17 protein-coding genes are annotated in these 14713 nt (G+C 57.5%); 7 read left to right on the plus strand and 10 right to left on the minus strand.

Annotated features, from left to right (window positions below; genetic code table 11):
- Positions 1–44 precede the first annotated feature (44 nt).
- The 7 genes from mltG to fabD form a co-directional block, all read right to left on the minus strand.
- Positions 45–1199 (minus strand): endolytic transglycosylase MltG, encoded by a 1155-nt coding sequence (gene mltG / locus ACR3EQ_RS06680; protein ID WP_170610263.1) that lies wholly within the window; start codon positions 1197–1199, stop codon positions 45–47.
- Positions 1200–2465: a beta-ketoacyl-ACP synthase II gene (gene fabF / locus ACR3EQ_RS06685; protein WP_170610261.1), complete on the minus strand. Its 1266-nt coding sequence runs from the start codon at positions 2463–2465 to the stop codon at positions 1200–1202. It abuts the gene before it with no gap.
- A gap of 209 nt (positions 2466–2674) precedes the next feature.
- The gene (locus ACR3EQ_RS06690; RefSeq protein WP_170610259.1) at positions 2675–3418 is read right to left on the minus strand and encodes a 1-(5-phosphoribosyl)-5-[(5-phosphoribosylamino)methylideneamino] imidazole-4-carboxamide isomerase; all 744 of its coding nucleotides are present in this window, start codon (positions 3416–3418) and stop codon (positions 2675–2677) included.
- A 122-nt stretch (positions 3419–3540) separates the two neighbouring features.
- Entirely contained in the window at positions 3541–4080 is a 540-nt protein-coding gene (locus ACR3EQ_RS06695; RefSeq protein ID WP_170610257.1) for a GNAT family N-acetyltransferase, read from the minus strand.
- Positions 4081–4218: 138 nt separating this feature from the next.
- Positions 4219–4452: an acyl carrier protein gene (locus ACR3EQ_RS06700; protein WP_008756330.1), complete on the minus strand. Its 234-nt coding sequence runs from the start codon at positions 4450–4452 to the stop codon at positions 4219–4221.
- 210 nt (positions 4453–4662) lie between these two features.
- Positions 4663–5400 carry a 3-oxoacyl-[acyl-carrier-protein] reductase gene (gene fabG / locus ACR3EQ_RS06705; protein WP_170610255.1) on the minus strand — a complete coding sequence of 246 codons (738 nt, stop codon included), beginning with the start codon at positions 5398–5400 and terminating at the stop codon, positions 4663–4665.
- Between the two features lie 42 nt (positions 5401–5442).
- Positions 5443–6381: an ACP S-malonyltransferase gene (gene fabD, locus ACR3EQ_RS06710; RefSeq protein ID WP_170610925.1), complete on the minus strand. Its 939-nt coding sequence runs from the start codon at positions 6379–6381 to the stop codon at positions 5443–5445.
- Between the two features lie 174 nt (positions 6382–6555).
- On the opposite strand from fabD, the gene ACR3EQ_RS06715 reads away from it, so the two are divergent.
- A complete protein-coding gene (locus ACR3EQ_RS06715; protein WP_170610253.1) occupies positions 6556–7782 on the plus strand; it encodes a cytochrome b/b6 domain-containing protein in 1227 nt (408 codons plus the stop codon).
- Between the two features lie 69 nt (positions 7783–7851).
- Here the strand turns inward: ACR3EQ_RS06715 and ACR3EQ_RS06720 are convergent, their stop codons facing one another.
- Both ACR3EQ_RS06720 and ACR3EQ_RS06725 read right to left on the minus strand, forming a co-directional pair.
- Entirely contained in the window at positions 7852–8424 is a 573-nt protein-coding gene (locus tag ACR3EQ_RS06720) for a YceI family protein (RefSeq protein ID WP_170610251.1), read from the minus strand.
- A 126-nt stretch (positions 8425–8550) separates the two neighbouring features.
- Positions 8551–9069, minus strand: a complete 519-nt coding sequence (locus ACR3EQ_RS06725; RefSeq protein ID WP_170610250.1) for a hypothetical protein — start codon at positions 9067–9069, stop codon at positions 8551–8553.
- A 283-nt stretch (positions 9070–9352) separates the two neighbouring features.
- On the opposite strand from ACR3EQ_RS06725, the gene rpsF reads away from it, so the two are divergent.
- The 6 genes from rpsF to ACR3EQ_RS06755 all read left to right on the plus strand — a co-directional run bounded on the left by rpsF (position 9353) and on the right by ACR3EQ_RS06755 (position 13102).
- Positions 9353–9706 (plus strand): 30S ribosomal protein S6, encoded by a 354-nt coding sequence (gene rpsF, locus ACR3EQ_RS06730; RefSeq protein WP_170610248.1) that lies wholly within the window; start codon positions 9353–9355, stop codon positions 9704–9706.
- A 27-nt stretch (positions 9707–9733) separates the two neighbouring features.
- Positions 9734–9961: a 30S ribosomal protein S18 gene (gene rpsR / locus ACR3EQ_RS06735; protein ID WP_005608650.1), complete on the plus strand. Its 228-nt coding sequence runs from the start codon at positions 9734–9736 to the stop codon at positions 9959–9961.
- 12 nt (positions 9962–9973) lie between these two features.
- On the plus strand, positions 9974–10591 hold the full coding sequence (gene rplI / locus ACR3EQ_RS06740) for a 50S ribosomal protein L9 (protein ID WP_170610246.1): 618 nt from the start codon (positions 9974–9976) through the stop codon (positions 10589–10591).
- 145 nt (positions 10592–10736) lie between these two features.
- Positions 10737–11213, plus strand: a complete 477-nt coding sequence (locus ACR3EQ_RS06745) for a lytic transglycosylase domain-containing protein (protein WP_170610244.1) — start codon at positions 10737–10739, stop codon at positions 11211–11213.
- Positions 11214–11439: 226 nt separating this feature from the next.
- On the plus strand, positions 11440–12141 hold the full coding sequence (locus ACR3EQ_RS06750; RefSeq protein ID WP_170610242.1) for a helix-turn-helix transcriptional regulator: 702 nt from the start codon (positions 11440–11442) through the stop codon (positions 12139–12141).
- A gap of 97 nt (positions 12142–12238) precedes the next feature.
- Entirely contained in the window at positions 12239–13102 is an 864-nt protein-coding gene (locus tag ACR3EQ_RS06755) for an acyl-homoserine-lactone synthase (RefSeq protein ID WP_480490157.1), read from the plus strand.
- A gap of 102 nt (positions 13103–13204) precedes the next feature.
- Here the strand turns inward: ACR3EQ_RS06755 and tig are convergent, their stop codons facing one another.
- Entirely contained in the window at positions 13205–14536 is a 1332-nt protein-coding gene (tig, locus tag ACR3EQ_RS06760; RefSeq protein ID WP_170610238.1) for a trigger factor, read from the minus strand.
- Between the last annotated feature and the right edge of the window lie 177 nt (positions 14537–14713).

Raw genomic sequence — 14713 nt, forward strand, 5'->3', positions numbered from 1 at the left:
CGGCGGCGATGCGCCCCTGGCCACTTATTCATGTCTCTTGCGGATTAGTTGCCCGAGTTGCGCTCGGCTTCGATTTCACGCCATTTGGCAACATTGCGGTTATGCTCCTGCAAGGTTTCCGCAAAAGCATGACCGCCGGTTCCGTCAGCAACAAAGAAGACATAGTCGGTTTCTTCTGGTGCAACTGCGGCCTCCAGACTTGCCAGTCCCGGATTGGCAATCGGTGTCGGCGGAAGCCCATCGATCAGGTAAGTATTCCAAGGGGTTGCGCGCCGTAGCTCACTCCGCCGCAATCCGCGTCCAAGGACACCCTGACCCTTGGTGATACCGTAGATCACGGTCGGGTCTGTCTGCAGCTTCATACCCTGCTTCAAGCGGTTCACGAATACGCTGGCAACCTGTCCGCGCTCTTCCGGCACGCCCGTTTCCTTTTCGATGATGGACGCGAGGATCAGCATTTCTTCCGGGCTTTCCAGTGGCAACCCGTCCTGACGGCTTTCCCAGACTGCATTGATCCGAAGCCGCTGCTTTTCCTGCATTTTCTGTAAGACAGCATTCCTGTCGTCGCCTGGCTTGATGTCATAGCTGTCAGGCGCCAACTCACCCTCGGCCGGAATTTGGGTTACGTCACCACTCAGCGCATCAAATGACTTCAGCGCGTCGACAACCTGCCACGCGGTCACGCCCTCGGCCACTGACACCCGATAGCGCGTGTCAGCCTCGCCACGTTTTTCTGCGTATTCCGCCGGAGTTTCCTCATCTGATCCAAATGAGGCAACCTCGACAAAGTCCAAAGTCGCAGGATCCAGTTCGCGTACACGGGTCTGCGTGCGGGTTACACCGATACGGTACTCGATCTCCGAACCACAGGTGCTTACACCACTGCTGGTGATCTCGTCGATGATCTGCTGCATCGAGGCGCCTTCGCGCACCAGAAAGCTGCCCGCCTTCAATTTCTGCGCCTGATCCGTGTAGTCGGCGCCCATGCGAAAGATCATGGCATTGCTGATCGCACCCTGATCCTCCAAATCGCGACTAACACGTGTCATGTTCGAACCGCTTTCCACCCGCAGGCAGATCGCGGATTGCAGCGGACCTTCAGCCTTGTATTGCGATTGCCCCCAAATGATCAGACCGCCCATCAGAAACAGGCCGACCACCAGCAAGGTCAGCGCGTTGGACGCTAGGGCCCGCCACATTTAACTGACCTTTCCGAAGATCACGCTTGCGTTTGTGCCGCCAAAGCCGAACGAATTGGAGAGTGCGACGTTGATCTCACGCTCACGCTTTGCGTTCGGTGCCAGATCGATGGGTGTTTCAACCGCCGGATTGTCCAGGTTGATTGTCGGTGGGGCAACCTGATCCCGGATTGCCAGTATCGAGAAAATCGCCTCAATCGCGCCTGCCGCACCCAAAAGGTGGCCTGTGGCCGACTTGGTCGAAGTCATGGTTGCCTTGCTGGCATGATCGCCCAGCAAACGTTCCACCGCACCCAACTCGATCGTATCCGCCATGGTCGAGGTACCATGCGCATTGATATAGTCCAGATCCTTCGGCTCCAGCCCGGCGCTGCGCAACGCGGCTTTCATCGAACGTTCCGCGCCATCACCGTCCTCGGATGGCGCGGTGATGTGATAAGCGTCACCCGACATGCCATAACCCAGAACCTCGGCGTAAATTTTCGCACCGCGCGCCTTTGCGTGTTCGTATTCTTCAAGAACCACGATACCCGCACCTTCACCCATGACGAACCCGTCACGATCGATGTCGTAGGGTCGGCTCGCCTTTTTAGGATCATCCGCGTATTTGGTCGACAGTGCCTTACACGCGTTGAAACCGGCAATACCGATCTCACAGATGCAGCCTTCACCGCCACCGGCCACCATCACGTCAGCGTCGCCGGCGCGGATGATGCGGCTGGCGTCGCCGATCGCATGCGCCCCGGTGGAACAGGCGGTCACGACCGAATGGTTCGGACCCTTGAACCCATGCCGGATCGACACCTGACCCGACGCCAGGTTGATCAGCGCGCCAGGAATAAAGAAAGGCGAAACCCGCCGCGGGCCCTTGTCGCGGATCAGATTGGCAGTTTCCGCGATGGACCCCAGCCCACCGATGCCCGAGCCGATCAGAACACCAGTCCGCAGGCGGCTTTCCTCATCTTCAGGCAACCAGCCGGAATCCTGACAGGCCATGTCCGCAGCAGCAATCGAATACAGAATGAAATCTTCGATCTTGCGCTGCTCTTTCGGCGGCAGCCAGTCGTCAGGGTTGAAAGTCCCGTTCGTGCCGTCTCCACGCGGCACTTCGCAGGCATATGTCGTGGTGACACCACTTGCCTCAGCATCGAAATGGGTAATCGGGCCCGCGCCGGATTCCCCATCCAGCAGCCGCGACCAGGTTTCCTCGACCCCACTGGCCAAAGGAGTGACCAATCCCAGACCGGTTACAACGACTCTGCGCATGAAATGCCTCTTGCCTGCTTCCTGTATGAGAACCGTCCATACCCCGCACCGGGGTGCGGGGGCAAGAGCAAGGGCGCATTCCTTGTTAGCGTCATTTCGCCAATTCCGGTCATATATTGTGGTTCAGCAGGAATGCACCACCGCTCTGCACAAAAAAACCGCCCCTTCCCTGAAACGGAAAAGGGCGGGCTAGATATATCGGGCCGGTCCTATTGGAACTGCGCCACCGGTTCATGGGCAGCGGCCGCAACCTTAAGCGCTTCGGACAGGCTCAGTGTCTTGCGGAACAGCGCACGGCCCACAATCGCGCCCGAGATGTTAGAGATGTAGGCCAGCCGCGAAATATCGTCTGCCGTGCGAACGACGCCGCTGGCGATGACCGGGGTCCGCGAGTGCTTGGCCAGCCCCGAAATCAATCCCAGCTGCGCTTCGACGTCATCCATGTCGCTGTCGATATCAGTGACCAGAATGGCAGCAAAAGGCGTGTCGGCAAAAGCGTCGATGAACGCTTCTGGCGTAAAGGCACTTTGGCTGCGCCAGCCTTCGGTCATAACCTGACCTTGCCAGACATCCACGGCCAGAACGATCTGGTCGGGGTGCAGTTTGGCAAGTTCCTTGACCACGTGGGGATCACGCGCGGCCAGGGTTCCGATCACAACCCGGCCGGCACCTTTGTCGATCCAGTGTTCGACGTGCTCGCGGCTTCGCATACCACCGGCAAGCTGCACAGGCATTTCCGCGCTTCGAATTATTTCTTCAATCAGTTCGGCGTTGGTATTGCGCCCTTCGATTGCGTCGAAATCCGTCAGCTGCATCCATTCGGCCCCGGCCGCGGACCAGCTGCGCGCGGTTGCAACCGGATCGACATGCCAGACCATGGCTTCATCGAGACGGCCTTTGTCCAGCGAGACACACCGTCCGTTCTGCAATTCCATCGTGGGATAAATCCTCATGAGCATGCTCCTTCGCCCAATCGCTGTAAAATCCAGCATAGCATAGACAGCGCCGAAACGGTTGTTTCAAACAGTTTCGGCAAACCACGCTCTGTTTGCGGCATTGCTACAATTACTGTGTTTCAGACGCGTGCCGGTGGGCCATTTCGCCGTAACAGATGGACAGGTGTATCCATGTATTCGCATTCACGCATCAGAACGTAGCCCAGCTTCTGCGCCAGACTTTGCGACGCTTCATTTGTGGCATCCACCATGGCGACCAACGGCCCGGGAATGACCCTGTCGAACCAGTCGTGCGCCGCTTGTGCAGCCTCGTATCCCAGTCCTTTTCCCTGCGCTTCGGGGGCCAGTACCCAGCCTGCCTCGGGGAAACGGCCAAAATCCTCACCCAGACCCCGATCGCCATAGAAAAACCCTGCCTGACCGATCATCTGCCGATTCGATTGCTGGATTACCGCCCATTGTCCGAATCCGGCCATCTGCCAGTGTCCGGCATTACGCAGGAACGCATCCCACGCCTCGCCCCGTGATTTCGGTTTGCCGCCAATATGGCGCACAACACACGGATTTCGCCAGATTTCCGCAAAGCGGTTGAAATCTTCCGGTCGCATCGCACACAGCGTCAGTCGCGCCGTGTTTATCATCGGGGTGGATCTTATCATGCCCTGCCCGCCTGGAATTTTGCCTCAGTGGAAACAGTGCGAAGCAATAAGACGCCGTGCAAGCGGGAAATCGGTCCGGGCACAAAAAAACGGCGCCTCCGTTGCCCGGAAGCGCCGCTCTATCTCGACACGAAACGCTTAGGACGCTTCGCTGATGAATTTGACGGCGTCGCCAAAGGTCTGGATGGTTTCGGCTGCGTCATCGGGAATTTCGATGCCGAACTCTTCTTCGAAGGCCATAACCAGTTCAACAGTGTCCAGGCTGTCCGCGCCCAGATCGTCGATGAAGGACGCGTTTTCCGCGACTTTGTCTTCTTCGACACCCAGGTGCTCAACAACGATCTTTTTAACGCGATCTGCGACGTCGCTCATGTCTTTTCCTCATTCCGTTTCAGGGCGCATTGCCCGGTTCTGCCCTTGCCCGCTCAGGCTGGCTTTGGTTTGCCCGTTCCGGGCGGTTTGAGACCCGGCTGACCGGGCATGGCGAAGGCCAACCTGAATGACCGGCCCCCACATATCTGCGCCGCCTATAGCACAGACAACGCACAAGGCAAACGGTTTCGCGCCTGCCCTGCGCCGCGCTTACAACATGGCCATACCGCCATTCACATGCAAGGTGGTTCCGGTAACATATCCCGCTTCGGGGCTAGCCAGATACAGAACTGCGGCGGCAATCTCCGAAGGGTCGCCCATACGGCCCGCCGGAACCTGCCCCAGAATTCCGCTCTTCTGGTCGTCCGTCAGTTTGTCGGTCATCGCGGTGGTTATAAAGCCCGGAGCCACGGCGTTCGCGGTGATTCCGCGGCTTGCCACTTCGTAGGCCAGCGATTTGGTCACGCCCACCATTCCGGCTTTGGACGCCGCATAGTTCGCCTGCCCCGGATTACCGGTTGCGCCCACCACCGACGAGATATTGATGATACGACCCCAGCGGGCCTTCATCATGCCGCGCAGAACGCCTTTGCACAGTTTGGCGGTCGCGGTCAGGTTCACGTCAATCACGCTCTGCCATTCTTCATCCGACATGCGCATAAAGATGTTGTCGCGCGTGATGCCCGCATTGTTCACCAGAATATCAACGGATCCCATCGCTTCGGCCGCCTGCTTCGGCAGCGCTGCAACCGCTTCGGCGTCGCTCAGGTTGCAGGGCAAAACGTGGGCCCGTTCGCCCAGTTCGTCCGCAAGCGCCTGCAATGGCTCGACCCGTGTGCCGGAAAGCCCAACCGACGCGCCCGCCGCATGCAGGGTACGTGCAATTTCGCCCCCGATGCCGCCCGAAGCCCCAGTGATCAGCGCATTCTTACCTGTCAAATCAAACATTCGGTTTCCCTCTTGGTTCGTCTGTGTCGACGCGTATGGAGATTACGATTCGGCCTGCACCGCATTCTGCACGTCTTCGGGTGTACCGACAGCCTTGCCGCCAATAGCCCGGTCGATTTTTCGGATCATGCCCGACAGCGCCTTTCCCGCGCCAATTTCCCATGTCTCGGTCACACCCTGCGCGGCCATGTACTGCACACTTTCACGCCACCGGACCGAACCCGTCACCTGTTCGACCAGCAACTGGCGGATCAGATCCGGGTCCGTCACGGCCTCGGCACGCACATTCGCCACCAAGGGAACGGCCAGCGCCTTTATTTCGACCGCGGCCAGAGCCTCGGCCATCACATCGGCAGCCGGCTGCATCAAAGCACAGTGGAAAGGCGCGCTGACCGGCAGCATGACCGCCCGCTTGGCACCTTTTTCCTTTGCAATGACTGCGGCACGTTCCACAGCCGCCTTGGAGCCCGATACCACAACCTGTGTCGGATCATTGTCGTTCGCCGCCTGGCAGACCTCGCCCTGCGCGGCCTCTTCCGCAACCGCGCGAACGGCCTCCAGATCCAGCCCCAGCACTGCGGCCATCGCGCCTTCACCTACCGGCACGGCGCTCTGCATAGCCTGACCGCGTGTGCGCAGCAGGCGGGCAGTATCGGCGACCGACAAAGCCCCTGCAGCAGCAAGCGCCGAGTATTCGCCCAGCGAATGCCCCGCGACGTAGGACGCAGTGGTAATCGCAACCCCTTCGGCCTCAAGCGCGCGCATCGCCGCCATCGAGGTCGCCATCAGCGCCGGTTGCGCATTCTGTGTCAGCGTCAGTGTTTCGATCTCGCCATCCCAGATCAGGCTGCTCAGCTTTTCCCCCAGTGCCTCGTCCACTTCGTCAAATACCGCCTGCGCGGCGGGATAGGCTTCGGCCAGTGCTTTGCCCATACCGATAGTCTGGGCGCCCTGCCCCGGGAAAACGAACGCGAGTGTCATTGCAACCTCATGGATGACGTTAGGTTGCGGCGGGGTGTAAACCGACAATTGGCCCGGCACAAGCATTGCCTGCGCTCTGCATTCCGGCACCATCGCTGTGCGCACGGTCATATTGTGTCCTGTTCACACGGATATAGGTTGTGTCCAGACCTTCACCTTCGGAGCATCCGATCAATGCACTCGAAAAATACCTTCTCTACCTACGGAAGTATTGCCAAGACCTTTCACTGGTTGACGGCATTGCTGATTTTCACGGCATTGCCACTGGGCTTTTTTGCCAACAACCTGGCCCAGGCGATCTATGACCCGTCAATTCCGACAACCGAGGACGATATCGCGCAGGCCGCACGGCTGTTTTCACTGCACAAAACTGTTGGCATCACCGTCTTTTTCGTAGCCTTGGCCCGTATCCTCTGGGCGATGACACAAACCAAACCCGGTTTGCTGAACGCAGAAAACAAGCCCGAAGCATTCGCCGCCGAAACAGTGCATTGGCTTTTGTATGGCTCGCTTGTGCTGGTTCCCTTGACCGGCTGGTTGCACCACGCAGCCGCTGAAGGGTTCGCGCCTATCCTGTGGCCCTTTGGCCAGAACCTGCCATTCATTCCCAAGTCGCCCGCTCTGGCTGAACTGACCGCCAGCCTGCATTGGCTGCTCATCATCGTCTTGGCGGGTTCGCTGGTGCTGCACATCGCAGGAGCGCTGAAACACCATGTCATGGATAAAGACAGCACGCTGCGTCGGATGTTGCCGGGCGCAACGGATGCGCCGGAGCCGCCCGCCCAGAAACACTCACTTGTCCCCGCCGCCGCCGCACTAGTTGTCTGGTGTGGTGTTCTGGTCGGCGGCTGGTCCACTGGGGTTTTCACCAACCACTCTGCCGCTTCCACTGACACCGCCGAACTTGCAGAGGTTCAGTCGGACTGGCAGGTGCAGGAAGGAAACCTGTCGATTACGATCAAGCAACTTGGCAGCCCTGTAACCGGCAGTTTCTCTGACTGGACCGCCGCGATCACTTTCGACCAACCGGCAGAACCCGGCCTCGCAGGGTCGGTGGACGTGACCATAGCCATCGGCTCGCTGAGCCTCGGAACCGTAACGGATCAAGCCATGGGCGCGGATTTCTTCGACAGCGGCCAGTTCCCGACCGCCAGCTTCGATGCCGACCTGTTCAAAACCGAATCCGGATACGAGGCGCGTGGCCCCCTGACAATCCGAGACAAGACGCTGGACATCGCTTTGCCCTTCGCTCTGAGTATTCAGGATAATGTCGCAACAATGACCGGGGAAATAACGCTGGACCGGCTGAGTTTCGACATTGGCAAAAAAATGCCCGCTGAAGACTCGCTGGCGTTTGCCGTGACCGTTGCAGTAGAGTTGACCGCGTCGCGGGCCAAGTAACATTGACCGACAAAAAAACCGCCGGTGTTTCAGCACCGGCGGTTTTCGATTCAATAGCTGAAATCTGTCTTATTCAGCCTTTTGCGCTTCGATCGAGATAGAAATTTCCACCTCGTCACTGACGAACGGTGCGAATTGACCCAGGTCGAAGTCGCTGCGCAGCAGAGTTGTGGTCGCATCGAACCCGGCCCACTGCTTTCCAGCCATCGGATGCTCGCCAACCTGATTGAGCGTTGCGTCCAGCACCACGGGCTTGGTGATATCGTTCAGGGTCAGATCGCCGGTGATCTTGGCGGTATTCTCGCCTGTCACTTCAATACCGGTCGAGGTAAAGGTGGCCAAGTCACCCTCGGCCGCAGCAAAGAAATCCTCGGACATAAAATGATCTTCGCGCGGCTTCCAGCCCGTGATCATTTCGACCACCGGCATCGAGACGGTCACGCTCGACGCGGCAGGGTCTGCTTGATTGAACATGATCTCGCCTTCAAAACCCGAGAACATCCCGGTTGTGGTCGAAAATCCGAGGTGATTGTAAGTAAAGACGACCTGGCTGTGGCTTGAGTCCAGAACATATTTCTCGGCAGCAGCAAAAGCCGATGTTGCTGATACGGCCAGTGCGGCGGCCAGGAGGATAGGTTTCATAACAAACTCCGCAGAATTGGTGGTGCAACCCAGAATGGTTGCTCACTAACGTAAATGTGCCGCCCAAGGGCGGCACTCAACCTCTATTCTCTCACAAATTCTGTTCTTTTTTGAACAGAACGGGATTTAGGCGAAGATCGTAACGTTTACGCTAAGTTGCCCCTTGAGCGCCCGGCTTACATCCGCTGATTGCAGCGGCAGCTTCATCAGAAGGCTGCCATCCATGTCGAACAACTCGACCTGATCATCCGCAAAACGTGCACCCCCCAGGGTTTCATAGCTGCGACGCAGAACCGTTTGCGGGCGACCATTTTCGTTTTTCTGCAGCACGCGCACTTCGCGGCGGATCGGATCAAAATATGCGTCCGGCCGGGCATCCATAATCTCGATCGTCAGCAAACTGACCCCGACCAGCAGGAACATCATCGAAGCCGCAAGTTTGATAGGCCACACTTCGGGTCCTGCAACGGATCCGGTCATAAGCCACATGGAAAATGCGGCTACGATCAAAATCAGGCCCAAGGCCCGCGCCAAGATCATTCTCGCTTTCCAGTTCGGTGCGAAGGCCACCATGACAGGCACAGAATGTTCAAATCGCGAACCAGTGGCCGTCTTGTGAATTGCGTTTGTGTTCGTAGCGGTCATTTTCTTTACCCCGTCTCAGGTTGCCGTACTGAATTTGCTCGTTCCGGCTAGTCCCCGGCATACAAAACAACTTTGAGCCGAAAAGCGTCAGGAATTGGGCGCGCCAAAGGAATTAGGGCGACTTCACAAAGGCATATGTGGCGGGGCTTGCCCCTCGCGCTCAAACGTGTATATGGGGCCATCCTTCGCAAGAGTTATGAATCGCGCAGCCTCTCGTGGCAGGGTCGCGAAGGACCAGAAAGCCCCGCCTTTGAAATGCGCCTTGATATAAACAGGAGTGCACATGCCACTGTATGAGCATGTAATGATCGCGCGTCAGGACCTGTCCAACGCGCAGGCGGAAAGCCTCGTCGAACATTTCGGCACCGTTCTGGCTGACAACGGCGGCAAGCTGGTTGATAGCGAGTACTGGGGCGTCAAGACGATGGCCTACAAGATCAACAAGAACCGCAAAGGCCACTATGCCTTCCTGAAGACAGACGCTCCTTCGGGCGCCGTTCAGGAAATGGAACGCCTGATGCGTCTGCACGAAGACGTCATGCGCGTTCTGACCATCAAGGTCGACGGCCACGAAGACGGCCCGTCGGTTCAGATGCAAAAGCGTGACGAGCGTGGCGACCGCCGCGAGCGCCGTTGATCAACGCCTGACGAAAGGACATAAACCATGGCCGCAAAACCATTTTTCCGCCGCCGCAAGGTCTGCCCGTTCTCGGGTGAGAACGCGCCGAAAATCGACTACAAGGACACCCGTCTGCTGCAGCGCTACATCTCTGAGCGTGGCAAGATCGTACCTTCGCGCATCACCGCCGTTTCTGCGAAAAAGCAGCGTGAACTGGCCCGTGCTATCAAGCGCGCGCGCTTCCTCGCCCTGCTGCCCTACGCCGTGAAGTAAGGAGAGACTGACATGCAAGTTATCCTTCTGGAACGCGTTGCGAAACTGGGTCAGATGGGCGACGTCGTTGACGTCAAACCCGGCTACGCCCGCAACTTCCTGCTGCCCCAGGGCAAGGCGCTGAGCGCATCGAGTGCCAACATCGCGTCGTTCGAAGCCCAGAAAGCGCAGCTTGAGGCACGCAACCTGGAAACCAAGAAAGAAGCTGAAGCACTGGCTGAAAAGCTGGACGGTCAGCAGTTCATCGTGATTCGCTCGGCATCGGATGCCGGCGCTCTCTACGGCTCGGTCACTCCGCGTGACGCCGCAGAGGCCGCAACCGAAGCAGGCTTTACTGTCGATAAGAAACAGGTCGTTCTGATTGCTCCGATCAAGGAACTGGGCCTGCACTCGCTCGCAGTCAAACTGCACCCCGAGGTCGAAGTCGAGATCAAGATGAACGTTGCACGTTCGGAAGAAGAAGCCGAACTGCAAGCCTCCGGTAAATCGATCCAGGAACTGGCTGCTGAAGAAGAAGCTGCCGCGGAATTCGAGATTGCCGAACTGTTCGACGACATCGGTTCTGCCGCTTCGGAAGACGAAGATCTGGCACCGGAAGCTTCGGCTGAAGAAGACGAAGCCAAAGCCTGATCCGACAGGAAATGACGAGAAAGAGGCTGCGTGCCATGCGCGGCCTCTTTTTTATTTCAGCAAGTTTTTGCTGCTCCAAAAAACCCAACCTTGCAGTCAGAATTTCGTTTCATATCATCGGCCCCTCCATTGTCGGAGCTATCTTATGACTTTGTTCCTTCGCCGCAGTGTGCTGGCTATTCTGATTGCAACGCCCATCGCCGCCTGTAGCGGCTCCAACCGGCCCTCAGACGAAGCATTTGATCCACCGCTTTATCCGAACGAGACCGCCGAACTGCGCGAATCGATCAACAAGTGGGCCGATCACTACGAACTGCCGCGCGAACTGGTACACAAGCTTGCGATCCGGGAAAGCACACATCGGCCATGGGCGGTCAACCGGCCGTATTACGGGTTGCTGCAAATCCTTCCCGCAACGGCACGCTCGATGGGGTATGACGGGAAAGCGCAAGGCTTGCTGGATGCAGACACCAATCTGGAATTCGCCGGAAAGTACCTAAGGGGGGCATGGTTGTTGTCCGATGGGGATCAGCAACGGGCGATTTTTCTGTACGCAAAGGGCTTCTATCCCGAAGCGAAAGCGCGAAAAATGCTGGTCGAAACGGGCCTGCGATCGGAATAAACCCCCTCAAAACGCCCCGAACTTCGCGTCAACCGGAGGTAATCCGGGATATTAAGTGCCGAAAAGGTATGTTTTTCCCCGTTCTGTTGCTTTAAGTACGCAATAAGCATACGCGGCTTGCACAAATGGCTTGCACAACACCCCAAGGTTGACGCAACGTATACACCGTGAAGGACGAAGACGGCATTTCTTTGGGGCTAGGAGTGTCACTGTAAGGGTTGGACCGGTGAAACTGATAGACTTGGCCGCAATCGACCATGAGGAAAAGTCGGCCTCAGACATCATCAATGCCGTCTGCGATGAGCTCGGCTTTGACTACGCTTCCTATGCAACCATGAACCCCATCAAAGGTGATGTGCAGGGTTATGCGAACTACCCTGACGAGTGGAAGATTCACTATGGCAGCCACGGCTATCACCATTTCGACCCCACGATTTATCAGTCAGTGCTTAGCATCGCGCCCGTTGACTGGGGGCGGTTTAACCATGACGAGAAATTCCATGCTGTCTTCCGCGATGCGAATGATTTCGGGATTACATCGCGCGGGCTGACTGTTCCGATCCGGGGGCCGTACGGCGAATGCGGAATGCTCAGTGTCACAAGGGATTGCTCGGACGCGGAATGGGAAAAGCTGAAGAAGCATGTGATGGGCGATCTTCAGATGGCCGCGGTTCACGCGCATGACACCGTTATGCAATCCGGTCTTTTGGCGAAAGCGTTGTACCTGCCGACCCTTTCGACCCGGGAAAAAGAGATCCTGCAATGGGTCGCCGAGGGTAAATCTCAGCAGGACATTGGCGATATTCTGTCCATTTCACACCGCACGGTAGAAGTGCACATGCGTTCGGGCCGCGAGAAACTCGGCGCGCTCACCACTCCGCAGGCCATCGGACGGGCCATCGGAATGGGCCTAATTGCCCCAGGTTAATCAAAAAAAAGACAAAATTACGGGAAACCCCCAATAGCCTTAAACCGAATCTTGGTTAAATTCTAAGACACGGTAACCAGACTGTAGGGGGATGGAAATGATCATCGTAATTGATGGTATGAACCAGCACAAATTCAAAGATGTATTGGACGACATGTTCCAGCTGCGGGCACGGGTTTTCGGGGATCGCCTTGGCTGGGATGTCAACATCAAGGATGGCCGCGAGCGCGATCACTTTGACGACCTGCATCCTGCACATGTTGTCAACATCAACGACGAAGGGGACGTCGTTGGGTGTATGCGACTGTTGCAGACGACCGGGCCACACATGCTGGCCGACGTCTTCAGCTCTATCCTGGATGGCGAGGCACCCATACGCAGTGCCCAGGTCTGGGAAGCGACGCGCTTCTGCGTCGACACCAAGAAACTTGGACGCGGACGCGGAAAGAACTCTGTATCCTACGTCACCAGCGAAGTCATGATCGGCTCGTTCGAATACGCACAGACAGCCGGAGTTCTGGACTCGATCGCAGTGATCGATCCAGTGATGAACCGGGTCCTGCAACGTTCAGGCAACGCGCCCTATGACTATGTCGGCACAGCCAAGCCCATGGGCAAGGTCGTCGCCATGGCCGCACTCATGGATTGCTCGGATGAACGGATTGCAGGAATTCGCAACTATGCCGGGATTGAGCATGATGTCTTCCTGACCGAGGAAGCGGCTCTGGATCTTTATGCCCATGGCAAGACCGAAGCAGCGCCACAGCAGCCGGTCGCTAACTTCGACCATCAGCCGCTTTCGCAACTGGAACGGTACTTTGTCGAACAGATGAACGCGGCCACGAGCAAGGCCGAAGTCGAAGATGTTCTGAAACTGATCGAAGAGCTTTCGGACCGATTTACGCCAGAGCAAAAGACCGCTCTGCTACGAACCCCCCGTGCTTTTGCTCATGAGGCCTGACCCCCTCACCTCATAAGTACAAAGCCACCCATGCGGAGCCGTCTAATTTCAGACGGCTCCGCTTTTTTGTGCCCCACGTTGCCCGGGGGGGGTGGAAGAGGATTACTCCTCTTCCAGTGCCTCAACGGCTTTTTGCAGATCGTCCTTGCTGACTTCTTTGTCGGCAACCTGCGCCAGTTCAACGATGTAATCGATGACCTTGTCTTCGAAGATCGGCGCGCGTAGCTGCTGCTGCATCTGAGCGTTCTGCTGCACGAACTCAAAGAACTGCCGCTCCTGACCCGGGTATTGGCGGGCCTGGTTCATGATAGCTTGCGTCATTTCTGCGTCGGTGACTTCAACCTCGGCCTTCTGGCCCAGTTCGGCCAGCAGCAGGCCCAGGCGCACGCGGCGTTCCGCCAGTTTGTTGTGCTCGTCAGTGGGCTCAATCTCACCGTGGTCATGGCCTTCCACTTCCGGGTTCTCTTCGTGCCACAGCTGGTGTGCGATCTGCTTGGCTTCAGCCTCAACCAGCGACGGCGGCAGGTCGAACGAGACTTTCTCGTCCAGCACATCAAGCAGAGCACGCTTCATGACAGCGCGCGACGCACCGGCGTATTCGGCTTCCAGACGCTCAGCGATCTGGCCCTTCAATGCGGCCAGGTCTTCGGCACCGAATTTGGTGGCCAGCTCGTCATTGATCTCGGCAGCGACGGGCTCTTTCACCTCTTTCACGGTGCAGGTGAATACAGCGTCTTTACCGGCCAGATGCTCGGCACCGTATTCCGCAGGGAAAGTCACGTTGACGTCTTTTTCTTCCTCGGCCTTCACACCAACCAGCTGCTCTTCGAAGCCGGGGATGAAGCTGTTGGAACCCAGAACCAGCGGATAGTCTTCGGCGGAACCACCTTCGAACTCTTCGCCGTCAACCTTGCCCACAAAGTCGATCACAACCTGATCGCCATCTTTCGCTTTGGAACCCTTGCGGCGCGCTTTGAAGTCCTGCGCAGTTTCGGCCAGGTTGTTCAGCGCTTCTTCGACGGCTGCGTCGTCTGCTTTGACAATCAGCTTATCCAGTTCGACCGATTTCAGGTCTACTTCGGGGATCGCAGGCAGCGCCTCATAGGACATTGCGACCTCGACGTCGTCGCCTTCTTTCCAGTCCTCATTGGTCATTTTGACCTCGGGCTGCAGCGCAGGACGGTCGCCGCTGTCCTCAAAGTGCTTGTTCATCGCACCGTCGATGCTTTCCTGCATCGCTTCGCCCAACAGGCGCTGGCCGAACTGCTTTTTCAGCAGCGCCATCGGTACCTTGCCTTTGCGGAAACCTTTCATTTCGATTTCCGGCTGCGCTTCGGTCAACTTCTCATTGACCTTTTCGTCCAGCTCGGCTGCGGATACGACGATATTGTAGCCGCGTTTTAGACCTTCGTTCAGCGTCTCGGTAACCTGCATTATGGTAGTCCCCATAGGATTCGGGGCGCGCAAAACGGCGCGCCGGGCAAATTTGACGCCTTCTATTTGCCCAGCCGCCCGCGTGCAAGGGGGCAAAGCCCGGATCAGCTTTGTTTTGCCGCTGAATTGAACAAAAAAGCGCCCCGGAACGAACCGGAGCGCATGCTTGTCTCAGAA

Source organism: Ruegeria sp. AN11 (assembly GCF_056536005.1).

Bases quoted from the DNA above. Each gene is read 5' to 3' on its own strand.
- mltG (WP_170610263.1), bottom strand. From the start codon at position 1,199: ATGTGGCGGGCCCTAGCGTCCAACGCGCTGACCTTGCTGGTGGTCGGC.
- fabF (WP_170610261.1), bottom strand. From the start codon at position 2,465: ATGCGCAGAGTCGTTGTAACCGGTCTGGGATTGGTCACTCCTTTGGCC.
- ACR3EQ_RS06690 (WP_170610259.1), bottom strand. From the start codon at position 3,418: ATGAGGATTTATCCCACGATGGAATTGCAGAACGGACGGTGTGTCTCG.
- ACR3EQ_RS06695 (WP_170610257.1), bottom strand. From the start codon at position 4,080: ATGATAAGATCCACCCCGATGATAAACACGGCGCGACTGACGCTGTGT.
- ACR3EQ_RS06700 (WP_008756330.1), bottom strand. From the start codon at position 4,452: ATGAGCGACGTCGCAGATCGCGTTAAAAAGATCGTTGTTGAGCACCTG.
- fabG (WP_170610255.1), bottom strand. From the start codon at position 5,400: ATGTTTGATTTGACAGGTAAGAATGCGCTGATCACTGGGGCTTCGGGC.
- fabD (WP_170610925.1), bottom strand. From the start codon at position 6,381: ATGACACTCGCGTTCGTTTTCCCGGGGCAGGGCGCCCAGACTATCGGT.
- ACR3EQ_RS06715 (WP_170610253.1), top strand. From the start codon at position 6,556: ATGCACTCGAAAAATACCTTCTCTACCTACGGAAGTATTGCCAAGACC.
- ACR3EQ_RS06720 (WP_170610251.1), bottom strand. From the start codon at position 8,424: ATGAAACCTATCCTCCTGGCCGCCGCACTGGCCGTATCAGCAACATCG.
- ACR3EQ_RS06725 (WP_170610250.1), bottom strand. From the start codon at position 9,069: ATGACCGCTACGAACACAAACGCAATTCACAAGACGGCCACTGGTTCG.
- rpsF (WP_170610248.1), top strand. From the start codon at position 9,353: ATGCCACTGTATGAGCATGTAATGATCGCGCGTCAGGACCTGTCCAAC.
- rpsR (WP_005608650.1), top strand. From the start codon at position 9,734: ATGGCCGCAAAACCATTTTTCCGCCGCCGCAAGGTCTGCCCGTTCTCG.
- rplI (WP_170610246.1), top strand. From the start codon at position 9,974: ATGCAAGTTATCCTTCTGGAACGCGTTGCGAAACTGGGTCAGATGGGC.
- ACR3EQ_RS06745 (WP_170610244.1), top strand. From the start codon at position 10,737: ATGACTTTGTTCCTTCGCCGCAGTGTGCTGGCTATTCTGATTGCAACG.
- ACR3EQ_RS06755 (WP_480490157.1), top strand. From the start codon at position 12,239: ATGATCATCGTAATTGATGGTATGAACCAGCACAAATTCAAAGATGTA.
- tig (WP_170610238.1), bottom strand. From the start codon at position 14,536: ATGCAGGTTACCGAGACGCTGAACGAAGGTCTAAAACGCGGCTACAAT.